The sequence below is a fragment of the Vibrio porteresiae DSM 19223 genome, assembly GCF_024347055.1.
In the GTDB taxonomy this organism is placed as follows: domain Bacteria; phylum Pseudomonadota; class Gammaproteobacteria; order Enterobacterales; family Vibrionaceae; genus Vibrio; species Vibrio porteresiae.
On record NZ_AP024895.1, the window covers coordinates 1,421,136 to 1,444,566 of the forward strand.

Here is a 23,431-nt window from a genome sequence, read left to right on the forward strand (position 1 = left end):
AATTATGGTTTTTTTGCAATTAAAATTGCCCGACGCGGAGCAGGATATCCTTCCACTGTCATATTCGGATTTTCTGGATCAATATAATCGGGTAAAGAATTATGTTTCATCCATTCTGTTGTGCGCTGTTCGTCTAATGATGTGACGTTTTCATCGACAATTTTTACATCAACAAATCCCACTTTTTCTAACCAAACTTTTAATGCCAAAGCCGATGGGAAGAAATAAACATTGCGCATTTGTGCATAACGATCAATCGGCACTAATACGGCGTTTTCATCGCCATCAATGACTAAGGTTTCTAAAATCAGTTCACCACCAGAAACCAACTGATTTTTCAATTGGATAAGATGATCAATAGGCGAACGACGGTGGTAGAGTACACCCATGCTAAATACAGTATCAAACGCTTCTAGCTCTGGGAGCTGTTCAATACCTAATGGCAGCAGGTTAATGCGTTGGTCATTGCCCATTAGTGCACGTACTGCTTCAAATTGGATAAGGAACAGTTCTGATGGGTCGATACCGTACACTTGTCTTGCCCCAGCACCGAGCATACGCCACATGTGATATCCGTTACCGCAACCCACATCCAACACGGTACGGTTAGTCAGGTCAGAAATATGTGGTAATAGTCGATCCCATTTCCAATCTGAGCGCCATTCCGTATCAATATGAATACCGTGCAGATAGTAAGGACCTTTACGCCAAGGGTGAAATGTCTTGAGCAGGTTTTCTAACTTGTTGAGTTCACCTTGAGCGAGGGGAGTGTGATTGTGCAGAGTCACCGAGTCTTTCAAATCAATAACGTCTGGTTTATCAGTAGGGATTTTTTTGAGCGCGCGTAACCAACGGTCGAGATCGCCGTGCTGCTGTAGCTGCCAATCGGTGAGCTGTTGAGGAAGAACATTCAACCAAGGTTGCAGACGGGTATCTTGCGCAATCAGTTGGTATACGTTGGCAAAGTTGAGCATGAGTATGTGTACCTGATACAGAGTCCCAATAGTGATAATCAGTGCCTGCAGTAGGGTGGGACTCACACTCTACTACAGAAACCGAAAACGTTATTTAATCGCGAACATTGAGCCGAAGTTGAAACATTGGAACCAGACTTCGTAGCTGGAGAAACCAATTTTCGCAAAACGCTCTTTATGCATCGGAATGGAATCTGGACGCATCACGTGCTCAATTGCACTGCGTTTTTGACTAATTTCCAGCTCGCTGTAGCCGTTCGCGCGTTTAAAATCGTGGTGCAAGTCGATCAGCAATTCATGGGCAGTATTGTCTTCAAACACGTATTTTTCCGACAAAATCAAAATGCCGCCAGGACGTAAACCTTGATAGATTTTTTCAAGCAAGCTGTAGCGATCTTCTGGGGATAAAAACTGTAAGGTGAAGTTCAACACCACGACAGACGCATTGTGAATGTCGATTTCACGTATATCCGCTTCGATCACGTCTACTTGCGTATCGGAGCGGTAAGCGTTGACGTGCAATTTGCAGCGTTCGACCATGGCATGCGAATTATCCACTGCGATGATTTTGCAACCGTCTTGCCCCTCGATGTGGCGACGCATTGAAAGCGTTGCTGCGCCAAGTGAACAGCCAAGGTCATACACATGGGTATTAGGTTTAGCAAAGCGCTCCGCCAACATACCGATGGCAGAGATAATATTGCTGTATCCAGGTACCGAACGTTGAATCATATCGGGAAATACCTCAGCGACTCGCTCGTCAAAGGTAAAGTCGCCGATTTTATCGATCGGTGCTGAAAATATTGTGTCTTTGTTACTCATGTAGACCTCATTGCGGAAAACTAAAAACTGCCGCCCTTGCACTGCGTCTGAAAAGGCGCGTATTTTATGAAAAATTGATGCTGGTGTCATTAAGGGGAATGGCTAGAAAGCGTAAATGAGTAAATCAATTAGAACATTGACAGCTGGTTGATGCCTTTTTGTGCGGGAAATTCCGATAAATCTGGCAAGGTTAGCTCACATTGACGCTGAACATGGTTTTGTAACTCTTTATAAAGCGTTTGTGCGAGCTTTGGCGCTAATAGGTTATCTGGAGTATGAATCATCAGATAAGGCTGTTTCCCTTGAGCAATCCATTCGGGCAACTTATTTAACCAAGGCGTGAAAAAAGCTAGGTTGGAATCCAAGTCAGGGTGGCCGATAAAACGAATCATCGGATGCTGTGCGGTTGCAATGGCATGAACGGGCACTTTGGGTTTCTTTTGTTGGGCATCTAAAACTACAGGATCGGTCGGCGAAGCACTAAATACTGGGCGACTATCCATAATAATTCGGTCGATATCTTGTTCAATCAACCATTGATTCAGCTCTTTTTCGGCATCACCTTTTGCAAAAAAGAGGGGATGACGGACTTCAAGACCCAGTGGTAACTGTTTGGGAAATTGTTGGCAAAAGCGATAGAGAACCGCAAGGTCTTCAGGACCAAACGCGGCAGGCAACTGAATGGTCCACATGCCAATCTTGTGGTGCAGAGGTTCCATTAAGGTTAAGAAATCGGTGAGTAATTGTGTTGAATTACGCAGTCGATTCTCATGAGTAATGGCTTTGGGCAACTTAAACGTAAAGCGAAACTCATCTGGGGTCGCATCACGCCAGTTCAATACGGTGTGTGGCGCTGGGCTCGCATAAAAAGTGGTGTTGCCTTCCACGGTATTAAACACTTCTGCATAGCGCGCCAGACGATCACCTGCGCTGGTTCCTGAACCGTAAAATTCACTTTGCCACCCAGAATGAGACCACATGGTCAAACCAAGACGCATGGGCAGTGACGTTGTCGACATACTCTCTTCCTTTTGGCGATGCTCAGTGACGATACAATACAACTTAGATGCTCTTCACTGTAACAGAGCTCTGTCACCGATGACAATTTACCGCTATAATCGGCGCCACATTTTAGTTCTTGCCGGTTGATTTGGTTGAAATTTGTACCAAATGAACTTTCGCCTGAATAAAAGCACCTTTTTTATCTGCTGGAAGGTCGATTTTCGCGGTTTTTCAGCGTATAAATGGAATCTTGTCCTGCAGTGCCGTGAGCAGCTGCAGCGTAAAGTTTGAATGATTATTTTAAGAGATTGGGAAATTCATTATGCGTAGCCATTATTGTGGTCACCTGAACAAGTCCCTTGTTGGACAAACTGTGGAACTGTGCGGCTGGGTTAACCGTCGTCGTGATTTAGGCGGTCTTATCTTTATTGATATGCGAGATCGTGAAGGTATCGTTCAGGTGGTTGTCGATCCGGATATGGCGGATGTGTTTGCAGTAGCAAACCAATTGCGCAGTGAATTCTGTATCAAACTCACTGGTGCGGTACGTGCGCGTCCAGAAAGCCAAATCAATAAAGATATGGCTACCGGTGAAGTAGAAATCCTGGCATCAGGTATTGAGATCATCAACCGTTCAGAAGTACTGCCTTTAGACTTCAACCAAAAGAACTCTGAAGAGCAACGTCTGAAATACCGTTATCTAGACCTACGTCGTCCAGAAATGAGCGACCGTATTAAACTGCGTGCGAAAGCTTCTAGCTTTGTACGTCGTTACCTAGATAGCAACGGTTTCTTGGATATTGAAACTCCAGTACTGACCAAAGCGACTCCAGAAGGTGCGCGCGACTATTTGGTTCCTAGCCGAGTACACAAAGGCAAATTCTATGCATTGCCTCAATCTCCTCAGCTATTTAAACAGCTGCTGATGATGTCTGGTTTCGACCGTTACTACCAAATCGTTAAGTGTTTCCGTGATGAAGACTTACGTGCTGATCGTCAACCAGAATTCACTCAGATCGATATCGAAACCTCGTTCATGACCGCTGAAGAAGTTCGCGTTGTCGCAGAAACTATGGTTCGTGATATGTGGAAAGAGTTGCTAAATGTTGATCTTGGCGATTTCCCTATCATGCCATACAGCGAAGCAATGCGTCGCTTTGGCTCTGATAAACCAGACCTACGTAACCCACTAGAAATCGTGGACGTAGCGGATTTGGTTAAAGATGTCGACTTCAAAGTCTTCGCAGGTCCTGCAAACGATCCTAAAGGTCGCGTGGCAGTACTTTGTGTGACTGGTGGTGCTGCACTGACTCGTAAACAGATCGATGAGTACACCGCGTACGTTTCTGTTTACGGTGCGAAAGGTATGGCATGGTTGAAAGTGAACGACCGTGCTGCTGGCCTTGAAGGCATTCAGTCTCCTGTGGCTAAGTTCCTAACTGCTGAGATCATTGAGTCACTGCTTGAACGTACTAACGCACAATCTGGCGACATCATTCTGTTTGGTGCTGACAGCGCAAACGTTGTGACTAACGCTCTAGGTGCACTTCGTCTGAAAGTAGGTAAAGATTTAGGTCTAACCAACGAATCTGCTTGGGCACCACTTTGGGTTATTGATTTTCCAATGTTTGAAAGTGATGAAGAGGGCAACATTGCAGCAATGCACCACCCATTCACTTCACCACTTGGCGTTACTCCAGAAGAGTTGAAAGCGAATCCAGCAGAAACTAACTCTAACGCGTACGACATGGTTCTAAACGGCTATGAAGTGGGCGGCGGTTCGGTTCGTATTCACGATGCAAAAATGCAAGCCGCTGTGTTTGATATTCTAGGTATCAGTGAAGAAGAACAGCGTCTGAAATTTGGTTTCCTATTGGATGCACTAAAATACGGCACACCACCACACGCTGGCTTGGCATTCGGCCTTGACCGTTTGGTTATGTTGCTATGCGGCACTGAAAACATTCGTGACGTTATTGCCTTCCCTAAAACAACTGCAGCAGCATGTCCATTAACGGACGCACCTAGCTTTGCTAACCCAGCAGCGCTAGAAGAGCTATCCATTGCCGTAGTTGCAAAAGAAGCCGCAAAAGACGCTGAGTAAGCGCCAATCACTCTATGAAAAAGCGACCTATGTGGTCGCTTTTTTTATGGTGACGAGAATAGACTGCAAGTTGGTTGGATGCGCCGACGTTAATTTGCGATAGCGCATGGTCAGTGACGGCTTTTTTGTTACAATGCGACCACTCTTTTTTTGGTTAGTTGCCGATGATTGATGATCGGCTCGTTTCAGGAATATCTCTTTTGGCTCAGATGTATTTTTATTACTCCGCAATGAATGCGGGGAAGTCCACCACACTGTTGCAATCGGCATTTAACTATAAAGAACGTGGCATGACGCCAGTGATTTACACCGCAGCAATTGATGATCGCTTTGGTGTGGGTAAAGTGAGCTCACGAATTGGTTTGGAAGCTTCTGCCCATCTTTTTGGCGCACAAACGGATCTTTACGCAGAAATTACGGCGCTCAATGAAGAACAACCTCGCCACTGCATTCTTGTCGACGAGTGTCAGTTTTTATCGAAAGAACAAGTCTATCAACTGACCGAAGTGGTCGACCGCCTTGATATTCCCGTGCTTTGCTATGGTTTACGCACTGACTTTTTGGGTGAGCTTTTCCCTGGTAGCCAAGCGTTGCTGGCTTGGGCTGATAAGCTTGTGGAACTCAAGACAATTTGTCATTGTGGGCGTAAAGCGAATATGGTGATCCGCACCGATGAGCATGGCAATCCTATTGCGGAAGGCGACCAAGTAGCGATCGGTGGGAATGATAAATACGTTTCGGTTTGTCGTTTGCATTACAAAGAAGCACTTGGTCGATAATCACTAAGCGAAGATTCCGTGTCTCGTTTTTAACGCAAGAGGCAAAAAAGGATGTCGTATGACATCCTTTTGTTTTTCTGCAAGTGACTCACATGCAGTTTGAATTGATACCTAACCTATGGCAGCCATATTCAGTGGCTTTTAAAGCATTACCCGAAAATAGGTTTGAGCGCTTCGTAAGCTTGGTGCACTTCAATCGGCACTGGCTGACTAATTTGGAATCCTTGCGCTGGGTAGTTTTCGATACGTTCAAAGTCCCCAAGTAGCTGCTCAATAACTAAGTCCATGGTCATTTCTTCAGTGAGATATTCAAAGAAATCAGTGGCACAAGAGGTCACTTGTAAACTCTGCACTGCTTCAGGCCATTGCTTCATGAAAGTCGCGTAGGCACGACGTTCTTTGTAAGGTTTATGTACAAGAATGACACGCTGTGGATGAACATTGTGTTCCGCTAACAAACGCGCCGAAAACTGAACGTTTTCACCGCTGTTTTGCGAGGTACTTTCAAGCAACATGCACTCTTCAGGAACACCTGCGTCTTTAGCGACAGTGGCAAACCGTTCCGCTTCCGGTTTGTCATAGACACCGCGAGTGAGTCGACCATAGCCACCACTAAAAACAATCAAAGGAGCTAAACCCTGTTTGAATAGGGCTGCAGCGTGTTCTGCCACGCGCAAGTCGTTACTCCCCATAGCAATAATGACATCAGCAGGTTGAAGATCATGATCCAATTGCATGTAATGCCAAAGAGTTTCTAAATGTTGATAAAGATGTTTACTCATTATCGGACAAAGCCTCCAGAGTATTAGAGTAATAAAACTGGTATCCCAGTTCGATCAGTCGGTCACTGACAATCTCCTTGTCAGGTCGATCATTGATAGGAGGAAGGCTTACCTCCCCACCCATTGTAGAAATCGCTGCGGCATAAAACTCGGCTTTGCTCACAGTTTTTGGTGTCGTAGCGTTAATCACTTCATTGCTTAAGTGGTTGAGTGCAAATTCAATAATGCCAATGGCATCTTTGAGGTGCAACATATTGGCTGGCGCCATTGAGCTCACCGAACTGAGCTTGGTGGCGAAGCGGCTCGGGTGGCGTTCAGGGCCGAAAAGACCACTGCAACGGATGATGACGTAGTCAAGACCTGAATCGATCACGCACTGCTCAGCTTGCAGCATAACTCGCGCGTTGCTGGAAAACTCTTCGCTGCCAAACGCTTGAGCGTACGTGGCATCTTGCTCACGCATGATCTGTATGCGATTGGGATAAACCGTCGTCGAGCTAACCATAATAATCTTGCGTACTCCCGCCGCTTTAGCGTGAGTCACAAGGTTGCCCCAATAGTGCGCATACTCATCACCCTGGCCACGACGAAAGCCGGGAGGAAAACAGCCGATGATGGTGTCACATTGGCGTTGGAACAGCTGCTCTGTAAGCTCTTTAGGCTGATTTAGGTCACATAAGAAACTTGGAATGCCCAGTTGCGAAAGAGCTTCAACACCTTCCATTTTGGTTCGTGTTGCACTGACTTTGATCTTTTTTTGCAGTAATGATTGTGCAAGAGGCTTACCTAGCCACCCAGCACCGACGATCACAACGCGACTCATATTACGGCCCCTCATCATTTACATAACAGAATGATAATAACGTGAGAAAAATCAATCCGCGACCTTAAAGGTAAGAATATTCTAAATCAATACAATATGATGCCATACGCCTTTGTTAAAATTATCTCAGTTACATATCCCTGCTTATGTGCTTATATCAGATTATTTATTGTGCTTATCATTGGGTGCTTAAAGTGAAAATGAATAATTAACCCAAATTCGGGATTAACCTTGGCATGATTTTGTAATACATTATGCGTCCGGTTTTAGAAGAGGGTATTATCCTCTCTCCTGTTGTCTATTTCATTACGCTCTCAAAAATATAAAAACAGAGCCTAGGTCGTTAAGGATTAGCTATGAATCAACTACGTAAAGCACTCGTTGCTTCGGCACTGATGACTCTGATTGGATGTCAATCAACACCGAAAGAGGGGCAGCAGGCCGCTCAGACGAATCAAGAGTTGCAACAGGCAAACGCTGAGTTCGCTAAAATTCAAACGATGCAAGCCGAATGGACTAAAACGTTAGACACCGTAGCTGATCTGAAAATTTACTCTCCTTCCGATTATGATGCACTGCTTAAAGCCTGGAGCGACGCTGGCGAGCTGTACAAAGTGATGGAGAAAAACCCTAATGTGACGACTGAAGATCGCTCATTCTTCTCTAGTCAAAGTTACGCGCAAGCTTATCAAGACAAGATGACTGTGGTAGACACCCAGCATAAAAAATTGTTGGCGTATAAAGGCAAAGCGGATGTACTGCTTGCAGACTCTATCGCGCAAATGGCTTATCTGGAAAAAATCTATGCTAATCGCCATTTTCCTACCGAGTTCCGCTCACTGACCACCAGTTACAATAAGTTGTTTGCATACGTAAAAAACGATGAACTGGAAGATGCACAAGATAAACAAATAGCGTTTTTGGACCAAGGTAAAAAGCTGGAAATTAAGATCAGTTTGAAGTTGTACATCTCTCCACTAGAGCAAGAGAAATACGTGTTGCAACGTGAAGGTTTTAACAGCGTTGCACCAATGGCTTTCAGTGCTGCTCAAAGTGAAATTCAGCTCGCGTCTAATGTAGTCAGCAGTAATCCACGTGATAAAGTGGCGATAGAAGCGGCTGTAGCAAAAGCACGTTTTGAGCTACAGCATGTGAAGCAAGTGGCTCATCAAGTGAAATTGCTTGCCGCAGTTGAAGATGACAAATATGAAAGTTACGTGTTGGATATTGAAAACCAGCTGTTAGCTATTTCAAAAACCATTGATGGCTCTGATTTTCGTGACGTTGTCCTGCGTGAACAAGCAGAAAAGATTTTGCAGCAAGTTAAGGCATTACGTAATACCAATAAAGTTGACGAATTGTCTCAACAGCTCAGTGCTGAAAAAGCGGATGCTTTGAAACTGAAAAGTGAAAACCAGCAGTTGAATGGTGAGTTAAGTCAAGTTAAGACGTTGAATCAGTCTTACCAAAACCAGATTGATCAACAAGCCAAGTTAATCGAAAACTTGGAAAAGCAGCTGCAACCTAAAGCCCCCGCTGTTGTAGCACCGTTAGCACCTGTTACGCCAGCGGCAACAACACCTCAAGCTGTTGCGCAGCCAGTGGTGAATACAGACTCATCGCCTGCCACTGATAGTGTTGCTACACCTAGTGAAGCCAACGTTCCAGTAGTACCAGCACCGGCTACCAGTGCTCCTGTTGTAACAGAGGCATCAACTGCTGCCTCTGAAGCTGTGACTGCGAACTGAGCATGGATTGTTCGTCAAACTAACGGCTAAATCTCACCCATAAAAAAAGAGTGCCTAGGCACTCTTTTTTTGTGGGTGATAATAATACTATTCGAGGATGCGATGAACTCGATGAATGCACTCAGCAAGCTCGATTCCTTCGTGAGTCAGATAACCACCATCAGGCTGAGTACAAAGCCCTTTTCTGTGCAGATTGCTAATGGCATCTTGCATAAGGGGAGAGGCGTCACTATGTACTTTGATGCCTTTAGAGGTACTACTTAAATCAAACTGTAGTAACAGATTAAGCTCATCAATATGGTTTTGGCTAAACTTCATATTTCTACTCCTGCCTGTTTTTGTCTTTATTAACATAGCGAAACACCCACACACTGCAATATAAATTCTGACGATTTGTTACCTAACCCACTTAATTTCTTTGATTTTTTCAATAGAAGTGAATTTTATTAAAATAAACTTTATATTACTTAATTTTATATAAGAAGATTCAATAAGATAGGAGCGGTCAGTGGCAGGGGGAAGCGACAATATGACCCTATGCGTTCAGCACAATAAAGTCATTTGAACATATTTAGCTTAATCAATGAGTATGGTTTATGGGTCAATTAACAACAAGGTTAAATTTATAGATAAACTGAATATCAAAACGGTGTATTTTGTTAAAAGTATAAAATTCCCTTGAATTCAAGGGAAAATAAAGCCATCATCCGCGGACTTCAATTTTGTATCAAAACGTAAATTTATCATGGAACTTAACCAACTCGACGCTCTATCACCACAACAGATGGCGGAACGCGCCGCTGAAGTAGGTGTTGGTAAGGCAACTAAACCTGCCTACAAATCATTCCTTCTTGCAGTATCTGCTGGTATGCAAATCGGTATCGCGTTTGTGTTTTACACTCTTGTGACTACTGGCACTGGCGATGTGGCTTTTGGTTTCAGCAAACTGATGGGCGGTCTAGCATTTAGCTTAGGTCTGATCCTTGTTGTTGTAACTGGTGGTGAACTGTTTACTAGTTCAGTACTGACTCTTGTTGCTAAAGCATGCGGCAAAATCACTTGGAAACAGATGTTCAAAAACTGGGCAGTTGTTTATGCAGGTAACTTTGTTGGCTCAATGCTGCTCGTTGGCATCATGCTTGTGACTAAACAGTACATGAGTGATGCAGGTCAACTAGGCATCAACGCAATGCACATTTCTCAACACAAACTTCACCACGATTTCTTCCAAGCTGTTGCGCTTGGTCTAATGTGTAACCTTTTGGTTTGTTTGGGTGTATGGATGACATTTGGCGCACGTTCAATGTCTGACAAAGTGCTACTTTTGGTTTTACCTGTTGCGATGTTCGTATCTTCAGGTTTTGAGCACTGTATCGCTAACATGTTCCAAGTGCCTATGGCAATTGGTATCAAAGCATTCGCTCCTGAATCATTCTGGCAAATGACCGGTACTGATATCGCACACTTTGCGGATCTAAACTGGGCAACATTTATTATTAACAACCTTATCCCAGTGACCATTGGTAACATGATCGGTGGTGGTATTGTGGTTGGTATGCTTTACTGGTTGGTTTTCCTTAAACATAAACACTAATGTTTAAGCGACACAGTTAAGTATATGAAAAAAGCGGCTTTTTTGGCCGCTTTTTTTATTTCCTTCTATTTCTCATCGAATTGTGCACCAAATCCGTTTTAAGGTTATCCACATTTTCTGTGGATAAGTTGTTTCAAATCTCGTGTGTAACCTTAAATTGATGATTATTGGTGCAAAAGTCGCACGTTTTTCGTGCGACAGTTAATGGTCAAATGATGAAAGTTTGGGCAAAAGATCACAACTTATCTTTGTCGATAAATTGAACAAGTACACGACCTTCTCTGCTTAAAACCTTACCTAACGTAAAGTGAATCGAACAAACGAGGGAAATGTTCATCGTGACAAATATCGCCATCATGATCATCAACTGATACTTAATTGCGATCATGGGACTTGAGCCTCCGAGAATTTGACCTGTCATCATTCCGGGTAACGTCACTAAGCCTATCGTTGCCATGGATGCCAGCAGCGGCGCGGAAGCTTTACGCAAGGCTTCTTGTACAAATTGACGGGAGGCGTAACGTGGGGAAGCACCAAGTGCAATCGCCGCTTCGTATTGATCTTTACGCTCTCGATAACAGGTAAACAAGTTCTGCAGCGCGATGATATTACTGCTCAGGGTGTTACCCAGTAACATCCCTGCTAGAGGAATCATATATTGTGCGTTATACAAAGGGGTAGGGCGCACCACGGCTAGGCAGAGAATGAGCAGTACCGGGAAAAGACCAATACCGATTCCCAAGGCGATCGGTAGCAACAGAACTTTTTTCGGTAAGTGGGTTTTCGATAGTACTGAACTTGCGCCAATCACTAGCATCAGCAATAGCCAGATGATATTGACTAGTAAGCTATTAAGATTAAAAAGGTATTGGAGATAACTCCCCACCAATAACAGCTGCAATGCCATACGGCCGACTGAGATGAGAATGTCTTTACCTTGATCAAGGCGGTGATAGTGGTTAATGGCAAGAGGAACCAGCAAAATCAAGCTAAAAGCCAACAGCTGCAGCCAGGAAATATCCAGTGCTTCGTTCATACGTATCCTAAATAGAAGCTAACGCCTATCTACATCGATATTAAGAAGGATAATCCTACAACTGAGCTCTCAAAAACGGTGTATGGGCGTATAAGAGTGAGTTAACTCATTCATTATCATATTTTTTTACGATTCTATCTAGCTCGCCGTTACTGCGGATGAGATGAAGTCCTCGGTTAAATGCATCGATGTACTCTTGCGCATTCGGATTGCTCTGACCAGAGGCAACATACAAGCCGCTATAGGCAACGTTGGGATAAATCTTGGTGAAGAGATTGGGAGCAATTTTGTTTTGGCGCATGGTCCATAAAGCGACGCGATACTCTTCGATAAGCATGTCGATACGTCCATTCATCACTAGATGTATATTGCTCAGTAGGTCGGTGGACTCTACCCGTTTAAACCATGGTGACTGGAGAAAATCATCATCGTAGGCATAGCTTTTGATTACCCCCACCGTTTTGCCTGCGAGATCCTTATAGGTACCCCATTCAAATTGCTTACCTTTTAATGTGATAAGGCTAATTTCATTGTATAGGTAGGGTTCAGAAAATAGGAGAGTGTGCTTACGTTCTTCTGAATACCAAGCGGCGATAACCACTACATCGCGTCCATATTCCGCTTCTTTTAATGCTCGAGACCATGGTTTTACTTGAATCTCGATGTCGTATCCTTGAGTCGCATAAGCCGCGGTGACAATATCCACCGAAAGCCCTCTGGGTGGCGTGCCATCAATAATATAGGGTGGCCACTCATTTTGCAGTCCAATGATCAGTTTATTTTGTGCAGCAGAAAGCGGGCTGAAAGTCAGCAAAAAAAGTCCTAGAACGGTATAAAGCAAATTCAGCACAGTCTAACCCTTACGTGTAGTTACACGGAAAGTTTAGGCTCTAATTCAAGAGATTGCTCTGTAATTATTAGGAATTCTCGCTTACGTGTTCAGAGTGTGAGGTGAGTGAAATCTTGCTTGGGAAACAAAGTGACTCTTTCATTACAGAATTCATTACCACGCGCTGGTTCGTTGTTGTAGTTGGACGAAAGAAAGCACTGGATGAAAAAAGCAAACCCACTGGAGTCAGTGGGTTTATTAAGGGTAAATACAGCGTTGTCTACTTAAAACTTGGCGCTTTGTAGAAGTGACTTTCAATCATACGTTCGGTGATTGGGTGCTGTGGATTAGAGAGCACCTCTTGGGTATCACCAAACTCCACGACTTCACCTTCATGCATCACCATTACCTTATCGGTAATGTGTTTTACTACCCCGATATGTTGCGATACGTAGACGAAAGAGACGCCCATCTCTTCTTGTAACTCTAAGAATAGGTTAATAATTTGCGAACGCATTGCCATGTCCAAACCATTAAGTGCCTCGTCGGCAATAATGATGGATGGTTGCAGTACCAACGCACGTGCTAAACAAACACGCTGTTTTTGCCCTGTCGCAAGCATCTGAGGATAGAAATAGGCATGCTCAGGTAAAAGCCCTACACGAAGCAAAGTGTCTTTGACACGACGTTGACGGTCTTCTAGCGACATATTGGTATTTCGCTTCAGCGGACCTTCCAAAATATTACCAATTTGCAAGCGTGGATTAAGCGAGGTATTGGGATCTTGAAAAATCATACGAATCAGCTTACAGCGCGTTGCATAGTCTTTATGTTCTAGCAACTCACCGTTCACACGAATCTCACCACTGGTTGGTTCAACCATTCCTGCTAGCATACGTGCAAGGGTTGATTTGCCTGAACCGTTCTTACCAATAAAACCGACGGTTTGTCCTGCTTCAAGGCGAAAACTGACCGGTTTGACGGCATGATGAATACGCTTACGAAATAGACCAGAGCGGGTCACGAACTCTTTCGACAAATTGTCGACTTCTAAAAGAGAAATACTCACAGTGACTTACTCCATATTGAGCGGGAAGTGGCAAGAGAACTTATGGTTTTTCACCCATTGAGTCTGCGGCACTTCAACACATTGACGTTGTGCATAAGGGCAACGAGGACCAAGACGACAACCAATTGGCAAGTGCTGGAGTGGGGGGATGGAACCCGGCAACGATTGCAATTTCTGTTTTGGTGGAATCCAGTCACTGAAATCTGGCATCGCTTTTAGCAGTGCCACAGTATAAGGGTGTTTTGGATATTCGAGCAGCTGTTCGGTTTCAGCAGATTCTACCGATTGACCACAATACATTACGGTAATGCGGTCAGCCCATTGCGTAATGGTGTTGAGATCGTGCCCGATCAACATGATCGAGGTGTTATTGACCTGATTCATTCGGCTCAACAAACGCAAAATTTGAGACTGAGTGATGGGGTCTAAGTCATTGGTGGGCTCATCTGCAATCAAGAGCTTTGGCTTGGCAGCAATCGCCATAGCGATCATCACTTTTTGACACTCACCATCAGTTAGCTCATACGGATAGCTTTCCATGATGCGTTTATGCTCTTTGATGCCTACTTTATGCAGCAGAGCAATGGCTTGCTTTTTACGCCAACCGAAGCGTTGCCACCAACGACCTTCAAAGGTGCGATATGGAATCGATTCAATCAGCTGTTGTCCCACTTCATCTGAAGGGTCTAAACAGGTGGAGGGCTCTTGAAAGATCATGGCAATGTCGCGTGCAATCACACGGCGTCGCTCGCGTGGCGTCAGTTGGAGCAAATCAATGTTGCCTAAGCGCATCCGGTCTGCAGTTATGCGCCAGTTTTCTTTGGTCACGCCAACGATGGCTTTAGCCACTAAGCTCTTACCTGAACCTGATTCACCCACTAAACCGCGGATCTCTCCCTCGGTCATGGTTAAACTCATGCGATCGACTGCTTTGACAATCCCTTGTGGCGTGTCAATTTCGATAGTGAGGTGACGAATATCGAGAATAGGCATTATTCGACTCCTGCGTTAAGCGCTTGGCGTACGCCATCGCCCACTAAGTTGATGATAATCACCGTTACCATGATAGCGATACCGGGCAGCGTTACCGTCCAAGGCGCAAGATAAATGAGCTCTACGGAATCGCCCAAAATGGCACCCCATTCCGTACTTGGCGCTTGAGCCCCCAAACCAAGAAAACCCAGCGCGGTGATGTCCAAAATGGCAATGGTGATCGCCATGGTCAGCTCTGCCACAATCATAGGCAAAATATTGGGTAAGATGGAGTGCCAAAACAGATAAAAATCGGTGGCACCATCAAGGCGAGCCGCCATGATGTAATCTTTTTCCACTTCGTTGTGTACCGCGATATAGACTGAACGCACAAAGCGCGGAATCAATGCTAATCCGATGGCTAACAATACGTTCATTTCGCCAAAACCTAAGAAGGCGACAAAAATGATGGCTAACAAAAGCGAAGGGATCGACATAACGGTATCAAACAGGTGATTTAGCGTACTGGAGAGTAAACCACGAGTCATACCCGCTAAGAAGCCTATCGAGCAGCCGACCAAGGCAGAAAGAAGGGTCATCAGTACTGACGCACCAAAGGTGAGGCGAGTACCATCGATGAGGCGCGAAAGTATGTCACGTCCCAAATCATCGGTACCAAAGAAGTAGTCGACCGTACCCATCGGCTCCCACGACGGTGGCAATAGTAAATTGCTGCTTTGGGCGTGTGGGTCATGAGGCGTGACCCAAAGTGAAAGTAGGGTAATTAAGACTAATAACCCCAAACACCATAAACCAAACATGCTCAATTTATCGGAGCGGTAGCTGCGCCAAAACCGTTGGAATTGAGTTGGGATATGCTCTTCTTGGTAGATATTATTTGTTAGCATACCACTCTTTCCTTACCAGAGGATTGACGATAGCGCCGATCAAATCAGAGAGGATGATCGCAGTAAGCACCAAGGCTCCGACCACAATCACGCCCGCTTGAATCGCGACATAATCTTGACTCGATAGGGCATCAAGCAACCAACGGCCAATTCCCGGCCAATCAAAAATAGACTCTGTGACAATGGCTAGGGTCAACATACTCGACAGCTGTACACCGAATTTCGGCACGATGGGTGGAATGGCGTTACGCAATACGTGTTGAGTGACGATTTCAAAATTAGACAAACCTTTAATTCGCGCCGCGCGAATGTAGTTTTGCGACATTACATGTGACACCGAAGTACGCATCAAGGTAATGACTTGAGTCGTTGGGGAAATCGCTAAAACTAAGCAGGGCAAAATCATGTGTTCAATAACACTTTGCAGTGCATAACTGCGAAATGGACCTTGGGCAAGGAACGCATCAATCAAGGAGAAACCCGTCACCCGTTTAACATCGTAAAGCAGATCATAACGTCCAGAGACTGGGAAGAATTGATAGTGCAGTGACAGCACCATAATCATCATCAGTGCGACCCAGAAAATTGGCGCAGAATATCCCGACATCGAAACGAATTTGATGACAGTATCCACCCATTTACCCTGTTTCATTCCTGCAATTGTGCCAAGGGGAATGCCGACCAGCAAAGAGAAAATAAACGCAATCACGCACAACTCTAGCGTGGCGGGAAATACCATCGCCAACTCTTTGGCAATAGGAACGCCATTTTTATTCGTGCCGAAATTAAGGTGAGTGAGTTCGCCAAGATAAACAGTCCAACCAGACCAATAGCTCTGTTGTGACCAAGGAGAAATAGGGTCAAGGCGTAGCAGGCTGTAGCCAACTAAGGTCAATATCAGCAACGTAATCAAAAAGAGATTAAAACGTCGCACGGTATAAATAAACATTACGGTTGAACCCTCTCTACGGTATTGAAGGGTTCGAGACTAAAGGGGGTCATGTGTAGGCCAGTCAACGATTTGTTATAGGCGATAAATTGCATGCCATGTGCCAAAGGAATCACCGGAAACTCTTGATTTAAAATGTTTTGTGCTTGTCTGTATAGGTTAAGCCGATAACGAGGTCGATTCACTTCTAGTGCCAAATCGAGTAGAAAATCAAAATCACTATTACACCACATGGAGTAGTTCAATCCTGCGCGATTTGCATCACAAGAAAGCATCGGACGTAAGAAGCTATCAGGGTCGCTCGTGGTACCTTCCCAACCTGTGAGAATTAAATCCACGTGATCCCTATCAGCCAACTCAGTACGTTCTAAGCGGTCTTCTGGTATCAGCGTTAACTTTATACCGACCTCAGCCAGATTAGACTGGATAAGTTCAGCAGTTTTACGTGGGCTTGGATTATACCTACGTGGTTCTAAAGGTACAGTCATTGTTAATTCAAGCCCTTTTTCAAAACCCGCTGCGCGCAATAATCCCAGAGCATAGTTACGGTCATAGCGTATTTGCGACTGATCTTTTTCATAAGCCCATGAGTTAGGCGGCAACATGTTATAAGCAATACTGCCGGAGCCGTAAAAGACCGAATCAAGAATATTTTGGCGGTTCAGAGCAAAGCTGATGGCTTCGCGAACTCGCACATCATTAAGCGCGGCATGTGTGGTGTTGACCGCGATAAAGGCAACGTTCATCGCGGGGGTAGAAGCAAGGGTGATATTACTCTGCTTTTTAATCGTGGGAATTTGGCTAGCAATGGGCGAGTTGAGCACATCGCACTCTGAGCGGAGTAACTTTGCGAGTGTCCCTGTACCGCGCTGCGAAATATCAAATACCACCTGTTCCATCTTCGCAACACCACCCCAGTAGTGTGGATGACGTTTGAGGCGCACATAGTCGTGAATTTGGTAATCGTCGAGATAAAATGGCCCAGTCCCGACAGGGAGTGAGTCGATTTGTGGCTTCTCATCTAACTGTTGGAGTTTGCGTGCGTATTCGGCAGAGAGAATCACCGCATGTGGTGTGGCGATATTGGCCAAAAAGCTGTTATCTGGACGGCTTAGGGTGAATTTGACTTGATGATCATCAAGCTCTTGCACATCGACTAAGAGGTTTTGAAAATCAAGGCTGGTAAACCAAGGGTATATCCCATCATTGACATAATGATATGGGTTAGTCGCATCAATAATACGGCGAAAACTGAACACGACATCTTCTGCATTCATTTTTCGAGTAGGGGTAAACCAACGCGTCGTTTGGAAAGAGACGTCATCACGTAAAGTGAAAATGTATTCGGTGCCTTCACGATTCACACTCCACTCTTTGGCTAAACTCGCTTTGAGCATTAGGGTGTCAGGGTCAAGCGTGAGTAAGGTATTGTAGATTTGTGGACTAAGCGCGTTAGCGGTTAATCCGTTGTCGACCAACTGTGGATTGAAAGTCGACAAATTGCCCTGACCGCAATAGATGAAGCCAGTTTGACGAATTTCACTATGGTCTTTTGTTTTTTCGCCGCAGCCTGCAAGCAGACCTAGAACACAAATTCCTAACGTGATTTTGATTAATGATTTCATATCGCCAATGCGTTAGAGAGATAAGGTCATAGCCTAAACTGTGCCTCAAAGTCTCATCAATTTACCAGTTTTTATGCAACAAAACCAAATGAATGTGGTTACATTATCAGCAGAAGATCTGCTCTTATTAGCAATAGACCGACATTCCTCACTTTGCCACATCCAGAGTTAGATTGGGGCGAAACAGGCTCAAGTCAGTTCGCTTTGAGTGAGTGTTTACGCAAAATGCCTCGCAATTGATGATAGCTCAAGCCTAGTAAATCAGCGGCATGTCTTTGATTAAACTTGGCTGATTTGAGAGCTTGGTTAACAATCACCTGTTCGTTTTGCTCTTGCCAAAGTCGATAATCCATAGGTAATGAAAAAAGTGGTGGAGTGACCAAATCTTCGGTGTTCAACGGGGGAGGTTCAACGTGATTCTCCTGCGTTAATGACCAAGGCGTCACAAAAGGGTCAAAGACCAATTGTTCGATAGGTTGGTCAATTTCGCCATGTTGATAAATGGCTCTTTCCACCACATTTTTGAGTTCACGAACATTGCCCGGCCAAGAGTAGTTGAGTAATGCCTGCTGCGCCATTTGACTAAAGCCAACGAAAAACGAAAGAGAGAGTTCTCGGCACATGCGCATCGCAAAGTGTTCGGCAAGCAGCAGAATATCATCTGGGCGCTCGCGCAGTGGCGGCAGATAAACCACATCAAAGGCTAAGCGATCCAATAAATCGGCGCGAAATTGGCCTTGTGTGGCGAGCTTGGGTAGGTCAGCGTTGGTGGCACAAACTAAACGCACATCGCTGGTTAAGGCTTGGGATCCGCCGACACGTTCATATTGACCATATTCGATAACTCGCAGCAGTTTTTCTTGTACCATCAAGGGCGCTGTTGCCAGTTCGTCCAAAAAGAGTGTGCCACCTTCGGCACGTTCAAACCGTCCCTGATGACGCTGTTTGGAGCCGGTAAATGCCCCGTGCTCGTGACCAAACAGCTCTGAATCAATTAATCCTTCACTTAGCGTCGAGCAATTGAGAGTGACTAAGGGTTGCTGCCAACGGGGAGATAAATAATGCAGACGTTCAGCGATCAATTCCTTCCCGGTACCACGCTCACCCATGATCAGCACGGGACGGTTGATTTTGGCTAAACGGGAAACCTTGTCTAACACGGCGTGAAAGAGCGGTGATTCACCGATGGGCGTCATAGGCATAAAGACTCCTAACTCGTAAACGAGGGTTGTACTTGTGTTACCAGATGAATTAGACCGATCGAAAATGTGTTGGTTAAATTCGCCACTAATTGGTTAATTTATCCACGTTATAGGTGACTCTTGCAAGCGAAATTTATTAAGGTATTGAAAAATAGAGGTTATATTTTTTGGCACTCTATTTGTATAGACTCTGCTTGTAATAAGCTAATCGTGGCCGCGAACAGTGACATTAGCTGTTCGCGAATGTGCTGCATAGCGGTGCACACTGCATCATCGGCGTTATTGATGAGGTTCGGATTCAATTAAAGGGGTAAAGCATGGGTATTTTTTCTCGTTTTGCAGACATAGTGAACTCCAATATCAGCGCTTTGCTAGACAAAGCGGAAGACCCAGAGAAGATGATTCGCCTGATCATTCAGGAAATGGAAGATACCTTGGTCGAAGTGAGAACCCATTCTGCGCGTTCTCTCGCGGATAAAAAGGAGTTAGTGCGTAAGATAGCGGCCATTGAACAGCAACTTGCCGATTGGCAAAACAAGGCGCAACTGGCATTGGCTAAAGAGCGTGAAGATTTGGCACGCAGCGCGCTTCTTGAAAAGCAAAAAGTGGCGCAAGTATTAGTCGGATTGCGCAGTGAATACACGCTGGTGGAAGAGACGATTGAAAAACTCACCAGTGAAATTGCCAAACTTGAAACCAAAATCAGTGAAACCCGCGCGAAACAGCAAGCACTGATCATTCGTAACCAAACCGCTCAAAGTCGCCGCGATATTCAACGTCATCTCCATACGCACAAAACAGATGAAGCGATGGCGAAGTTTGATCATTACGCAAGACGTGTTGATGAATTGGAAGCGGAAGCTGATATCTATACTCAATCGAACGCAAAAAATTTGGAACAGGAATTTGCCGAGCTGCAAGCACAAGAAGAAATTGATAATGAGCTGGCTAAATTGAAACAAGCATTGCAAAATAGATAATTTTACAATTACAACAAAGAGATACAGAGGCGGGAAGAAACATGATGTCATTCTTGATGGTTGGCCCCTTAATGGTGTTTATCTTAATTGTCGCGCCATTATGGTTGATTCTACATTACCGCAGTAAACGTAATTTTAGTGATTCGCTAAGTCACGATGATTATGAGCAATTACATCAGCTCAGTGAGACATCACGTCAATTACAGCAAAGGGTACAGACGTTAGAAAAGATCTTAGATGTCGAATCACCTAGTTGGAGAAGCCATTATGAATAGAGTTTCTCTCTATCGCGATCCCCAACACGGCAAACTAACTGGGGTTTGTGCTGGTGTCGCCAATTTCTTTGGTTTAGAACGTTGGCTGGTTCGTATCTTGGTGGTCTCTGCGACGCTACTGGGTGGCGGTTTTTTGGTTATCTTGCTCTACATCGCCCTCTCTTTGATGTTAGAAAAGCAACCTTATGTGAAAGAAGAGTACTCTGCGCACACCATCAAGAGTAAACCTTGGGAGCAGGGGAAAACGGCGAAGCAATTACTTGAAACACTGGAAAGTGATTTAAAGCAAGTGGAACGCCGCGTTCAGAAGATAGAAGCCTATGTCACTTCTGAAGCGTTTGATGTAAACCGAGAATTCAATAAACTCTAACTGGAGCCAGCATGTCGAGTAAACCGAGTTCTAATCGTGTTGTTTCAGTTGTGGCCCCTCAAGACACGCCTCAACCACCAGTATGTGCTTGGGCGATGAACCATCCCCTGGAGCGAGAATATCACGATAGCGAATGGGGTAAGCCGGTCCACAATGATACCGTCCTGTTCGAATTTCTAACCCTAGAGGGTGCTCAGGCCGGGCTAAGTTGGCTTACCGTGCTGAAAAAGCGCGCTGGCTATCGTGCTGCATTTTTATCTTATGACCTCCAAGCGCTCGCTCAACTTGATGATTCTGCGGTAGAAAGTATCATTGCCCAATTTGATGTAGTGAAACATCGTGGCAAAATCGCGTCGGTTTTTTCCAATGCACGTGCGGCGTTGGCGCTGCAACAAGAGTTTGGCTCACTTGATAAAGCGTTATGGCAGTTTGTTGATGGCAAAACGGTAATCAATCAGTGGACTGAGCAGTCTCAGGTTCCTGCATCGACCGACCAATCTAAAGCGATGAGCCGTTTTCTCAAAAAACGCGGCTTCAAATTTGTTGGTGAAACCATTTGTTATGCGTTTATGCAAGCAACCGGTATGGTTAATGACCATTTGGTCGGCTGTCCTTGCCGATAGGGAATAGGAATTTCCTATACCGAGCCAATCAAGAAGTGTAGAAGCACCTGCCTCGTTTTTAGTGGCTAGCCAATCCTTGGCTAGCTTGTTCTATTACAAAATATATGTCAGTTAACGATGAATAAAAACATAAGAAAAATCAATATTATCGGCACTAGTGGCAGTGGCAAATCGACATTTGGACGCCAGCTTGCTGCAAAACTGGATATCCCATACGTGGAGATGGATGCACTTTATTGGAAACCCAATTGGCAGGAGCCTTCCGACGAAGAGTTTTTTGCCAATTTAGAAAAGGCATTGCAGCAAGATTCATGGATTCTAGACGGAAACTATAATCGGACGGCACCGATTAAATTCGCCTACGTACAAAGCGTGATTTGGATTGATTATTCTTTTGTTCGTACGCTTTATCAGGCAGTGAAACGGGCCATTGTGCGTTCTATCAGCCAACAGGAGATTTGGGCTAATACGGGCAATAAAGAGAGCTTTCGCAAGACGTTTTTCAGCAAAGACTCGATCATTCTCTGGACATTAAAAACCTTCAAAAATAATCGAGTTCGGTATCAAGCTTTACTAAATGATCCCAACTATAGCCATATCCATTTTGTGAGATTGAAAAGTCCAACCCAAGCAAAAGCGTTTTTGGAAAGTCTAGATTAAATCATTCGTAATATGAATGATTTAAGCTAGTAATAATAGAAATATTTAGCGATTTTGAGCATAAAAATATGGGTCGTTAAGGTAAGCTGTAATACCGATGAGATAATGGCCTATTTTATTTTCATAAAGACTATTTATGATTGACGCCTAGGTCATAAGGTGCTGTCATCAATTATACATCAAAAGTAAATAACAAATTGAGCTTACTATTATTTTTGATTGAAAGGCGATTTATTCTTTAAGTTTTAACGATATTAGAGATAAAATCAATGGAAAGAAATGTTGCACTAGATTATCTAAAATTGTTTTTATCTTTTATGATTGTCGGACTTCATGGCCATTTCTTAAGTGATTACTCATTAATTGGTTATTATCTTACGGTGAATGGCATTTTTAGAGTTGCTGTTCCATCCTTTCTTATTATTAATGGATTCTATTTTTTCTCAGTAATTAAACGCAATCGATTCTGTGGTTGGTTAAAACGAGTTCTTATCTTATACCTGTTTTGGATGGTTTTTTACGCCTACTTTTGGTTGTTTGTCCCAGATCTTTATCAAGTGGGTATCATCAAGACAGTGGTTGTCAATATGGTATTAGGCTATTTTCATCTCTGGTATCTATCAGGAATGATTATTGCTGGAGTGCTACTTTTTTGGCTTAGAAAGTATTCGGCGTTCATCCTTATCATGTGCTCGCTCACGCTATTTCTTATTGGCGTTGCTTTACAGTATCTCTTCGAGTATCACCAATTAGATAGTCTTATTATAGATTCTGCTATTAATAGACATTTCCTACACCGTAATGCATTACTCTTTTCTTTTCCCTTTTTTTGTATGGGGTATCTGATTAGAAAATATGATCTTCATAATAAGGTAAGTGTTAATTTAGTTTGGATGATCACTGTACTCGGAGTAATGCTGCTCTTCATTGAGTCGTATCTAAATTATGCATTCTTGGGAGTAAATAGTGATTTTGATAATTATCTCTCACTTATCCTAATCGTGCCGTTTTTATTTATAGCGATTATCAAGTTGAATGTTATCGGTCACAGTAAAAAAGTCGCACTATACTCATCGGCAATCTATTTCATCCATGCGGCTATATTGTATGCCTTAAAGAAGTACACTGTAGTGGGTTCGACCAAGTTAACTATGCTATGCATTCTATTATCGACAATCGCAGCCTATTTTATTATTGCGGTCAATCGCCGAATTCATCTCATCTTATGATAGACATATGATTGATAGCACAAGATAGCGCTTATTGGTGAGTGGAGCGAAAGTAAAAAAGAGCGCAAATGCGCTC

At 44.1% G+C, this 23,431-nt stretch carries 24 protein-coding genes; 10 read left to right on the plus strand and 14 right to left on the minus strand.

From position 1 onward, the window contains the following. Nucleotides 1-2: 2 nt before the first annotated feature. From cmoB to OCV11_RS06570, 3 genes are all read right to left on the minus strand, one after another. Complete coding sequence (gene cmoB / locus OCV11_RS06560) at nt 3-974, minus strand: tRNA 5-methoxyuridine(34)/uridine 5-oxyacetic acid(34) synthase CmoB (RefSeq protein ID WP_261896243.1); 972 nt, start codon at nt 972-974, stop codon at nt 3-5. 90 nt (nt 975-1,064) lie between these two features. Next, nucleotides 1,065-1,796 (minus strand): carboxy-S-adenosyl-L-methionine synthase CmoA, encoded by a 732-nt coding sequence (gene cmoA / locus OCV11_RS06565; RefSeq protein ID WP_261895787.1) that lies wholly within the window; start codon nt 1,794-1,796, stop codon nt 1,065-1,067. A gap of 128 nt (nt 1,797-1,924) precedes the next feature. Then, entirely contained in the window at nt 1,925-2,794 is an 870-nt protein-coding gene (locus OCV11_RS06570) for a DUF72 domain-containing protein (protein WP_261896244.1), read from the minus strand. 326 nt (nt 2,795-3,120) lie between these two features. Between OCV11_RS06570 and aspS the strand changes: the two genes are divergently transcribed. Both aspS and OCV11_RS06580 read left to right on the plus strand, forming a co-directional pair. Next, nucleotides 3,121-4,902: an aspartate--tRNA ligase gene (gene aspS, locus OCV11_RS06575; RefSeq protein ID WP_261895788.1), complete on the plus strand. Its 1,782-nt coding sequence runs from the start codon at nt 3,121-3,123 to the stop codon at nt 4,900-4,902. A gap of 200 nt (nt 4,903-5,102) precedes the next feature. Next, on the plus strand, nt 5,103-5,681 hold the full coding sequence (locus OCV11_RS06580) for a thymidine kinase (protein ID WP_261895790.1): 579 nt from the start codon (nt 5,103-5,105) through the stop codon (nt 5,679-5,681). A gap of 149 nt (nt 5,682-5,830) precedes the next feature. Here OCV11_RS06580 and OCV11_RS06585 read toward each other — a convergent pair whose 3' ends face one another. Next, the gene (locus OCV11_RS06585; protein ID WP_261895791.1) at nt 5,831-6,463 is read right to left on the minus strand and encodes a YdcF family protein; all 633 of its coding nucleotides are present in this window, start codon (nt 6,461-6,463) and stop codon (nt 5,831-5,833) included. Continuing rightward, nucleotides 6,456-7,286 carry an NAD(P)H-binding protein gene (locus tag OCV11_RS06590; RefSeq protein WP_261895792.1) on the minus strand — a complete coding sequence of 277 codons (831 nt, stop codon included), beginning with the start codon at nt 7,284-7,286 and terminating at the stop codon, nt 6,456-6,458. The genes OCV11_RS06585 and OCV11_RS06590 overlap by 8 nt, the downstream gene beginning before the upstream one ends. A gap of 356 nt (nt 7,287-7,642) precedes the next feature. Between OCV11_RS06590 and OCV11_RS06595 the strand changes: the two genes are divergently transcribed. Then, complete coding sequence (locus tag OCV11_RS06595) at nt 7,643-9,034, plus strand: DNA repair protein (protein WP_261895793.1); 1,392 nt, start codon at nt 7,643-7,645, stop codon at nt 9,032-9,034. Nucleotides 9,035-9,121: 87 nt separating this feature from the next. On the opposite strand, the gene OCV11_RS06600 is transcribed toward OCV11_RS06595, so the two are convergent. Further along, on the minus strand, nt 9,122-9,352 hold the full coding sequence (locus OCV11_RS06600) for a TIGR02647 family protein (RefSeq protein ID WP_261895794.1): 231 nt from the start codon (nt 9,350-9,352) through the stop codon (nt 9,122-9,124). 427 nt (nt 9,353-9,779) lie between these two features. Here OCV11_RS06600 and focA point away from each other — a divergent pair, with 427 nt between their 5' ends. Beyond that, nucleotides 9,780-10,628 (plus strand): formate transporter FocA, encoded by an 849-nt coding sequence (focA, locus tag OCV11_RS06605; protein WP_261895795.1) that lies wholly within the window; start codon nt 9,780-9,782, stop codon nt 10,626-10,628. 235 nt (nt 10,629-10,863) lie between these two features. On the opposite strand, the gene OCV11_RS06610 is transcribed toward focA, so the two are convergent. From OCV11_RS06610 to pspF, 8 genes are all read right to left on the minus strand, one after another. Continuing rightward, a complete protein-coding gene (locus tag OCV11_RS06610) occupies nt 10,864-11,664 on the minus strand; it encodes an ABC transporter permease (protein WP_261895796.1) in 801 nt (266 codons plus the stop codon). Between the two features lie 106 nt (nt 11,665-11,770). Next, on the minus strand, nt 11,771-12,478 hold the full coding sequence (locus tag OCV11_RS06615; RefSeq protein WP_261895797.1) for a substrate-binding periplasmic protein: 708 nt from the start codon (nt 12,476-12,478) through the stop codon (nt 11,771-11,773). Nucleotides 12,479-12,773: 295 nt separating this feature from the next. Then, nucleotides 12,774-13,562: a peptide ABC transporter ATP-binding protein gene (locus tag OCV11_RS06620; protein WP_261895798.1), complete on the minus strand. Its 789-nt coding sequence runs from the start codon at nt 13,560-13,562 to the stop codon at nt 12,774-12,776. A gap of 6 nt (nt 13,563-13,568) precedes the next feature. Further along, nucleotides 13,569-14,555, minus strand: a complete 987-nt coding sequence (locus OCV11_RS06625; RefSeq protein ID WP_261895800.1) for a peptide ABC transporter ATP-binding protein — start codon at nt 14,553-14,555, stop codon at nt 13,569-13,571. Continuing rightward, nucleotides 14,555-15,442 carry an ABC transporter permease subunit gene (locus tag OCV11_RS06630; RefSeq protein WP_261895801.1) on the minus strand — a complete coding sequence of 296 codons (888 nt, stop codon included), beginning with the start codon at nt 15,440-15,442 and terminating at the stop codon, nt 14,555-14,557. The genes OCV11_RS06625 and OCV11_RS06630 overlap by 1 nt, the downstream gene beginning before the upstream one ends. Then, nucleotides 15,429-16,391 (minus strand): ABC transporter permease, encoded by a 963-nt coding sequence (locus OCV11_RS06635; protein WP_261895802.1) that lies wholly within the window; start codon nt 16,389-16,391, stop codon nt 15,429-15,431. The genes OCV11_RS06630 and OCV11_RS06635 overlap by 14 nt, the downstream gene beginning before the upstream one ends. Continuing rightward, nucleotides 16,391-18,016 carry an ABC transporter substrate-binding protein SapA gene (sapA, locus tag OCV11_RS06640; RefSeq protein ID WP_261895804.1) on the minus strand — a complete coding sequence of 542 codons (1,626 nt, stop codon included), beginning with the start codon at nt 18,014-18,016 and terminating at the stop codon, nt 16,391-16,393. Before sapA ends, OCV11_RS06635 begins: the two co-directional genes overlap by 1 nt. A 194-nt stretch (nt 18,017-18,210) precedes the next feature. Further along, nucleotides 18,211-19,218: a phage shock protein operon transcriptional activator gene (pspF, locus tag OCV11_RS06645; RefSeq protein ID WP_261895806.1), complete on the minus strand. Its 1,008-nt coding sequence runs from the start codon at nt 19,216-19,218 to the stop codon at nt 18,211-18,213. 317 nt (nt 19,219-19,535) lie between these two features. On the opposite strand from pspF, the gene pspA reads away from it, so the two are divergent. From pspA to OCV11_RS06675, 6 genes are all read left to right on the plus strand, one after another. Further along, nucleotides 19,536-20,198, plus strand: coding sequence for a phage shock protein PspA (gene pspA / locus OCV11_RS06650; protein ID WP_261895808.1), 663 nt, complete (start codon nt 19,536-19,538; stop codon nt 20,196-20,198). Nucleotides 20,199-20,239: 41 nt separating this feature from the next. Next, nucleotides 20,240-20,473, plus strand: a complete 234-nt coding sequence (gene pspB / locus OCV11_RS06655; protein WP_261895810.1) for an envelope stress response membrane protein PspB — start codon at nt 20,240-20,242, stop codon at nt 20,471-20,473. Next, a complete protein-coding gene (gene pspC, locus OCV11_RS06660) occupies nt 20,466-20,843 on the plus strand; it encodes an envelope stress response membrane protein PspC (protein WP_261895812.1) in 378 nt (125 codons plus the stop codon). The genes pspB and pspC overlap by 8 nt, the downstream gene beginning before the upstream one ends. A 95-nt stretch (nt 20,844-20,938) precedes the next feature. Further along, nucleotides 20,939-21,466 (plus strand): DNA-3-methyladenine glycosylase I, encoded by a 528-nt coding sequence (locus OCV11_RS06665; RefSeq protein WP_261896245.1) that lies wholly within the window; start codon nt 20,939-20,941, stop codon nt 21,464-21,466. A gap of 117 nt (nt 21,467-21,583) precedes the next feature. Further along, nucleotides 21,584-22,126 carry a shikimate kinase gene (locus OCV11_RS06670; protein WP_261895814.1) on the plus strand — a complete coding sequence of 181 codons (543 nt, stop codon included), beginning with the start codon at nt 21,584-21,586 and terminating at the stop codon, nt 22,124-22,126. Between the two features lie 269 nt (nt 22,127-22,395). After that, nucleotides 22,396-23,355 (plus strand): acyltransferase family protein, encoded by a 960-nt coding sequence (locus tag OCV11_RS06675; RefSeq protein WP_261895816.1) that lies wholly within the window; start codon nt 22,396-22,398, stop codon nt 23,353-23,355. Nucleotides 23,356-23,431 lie beyond the last annotated feature (76 nt).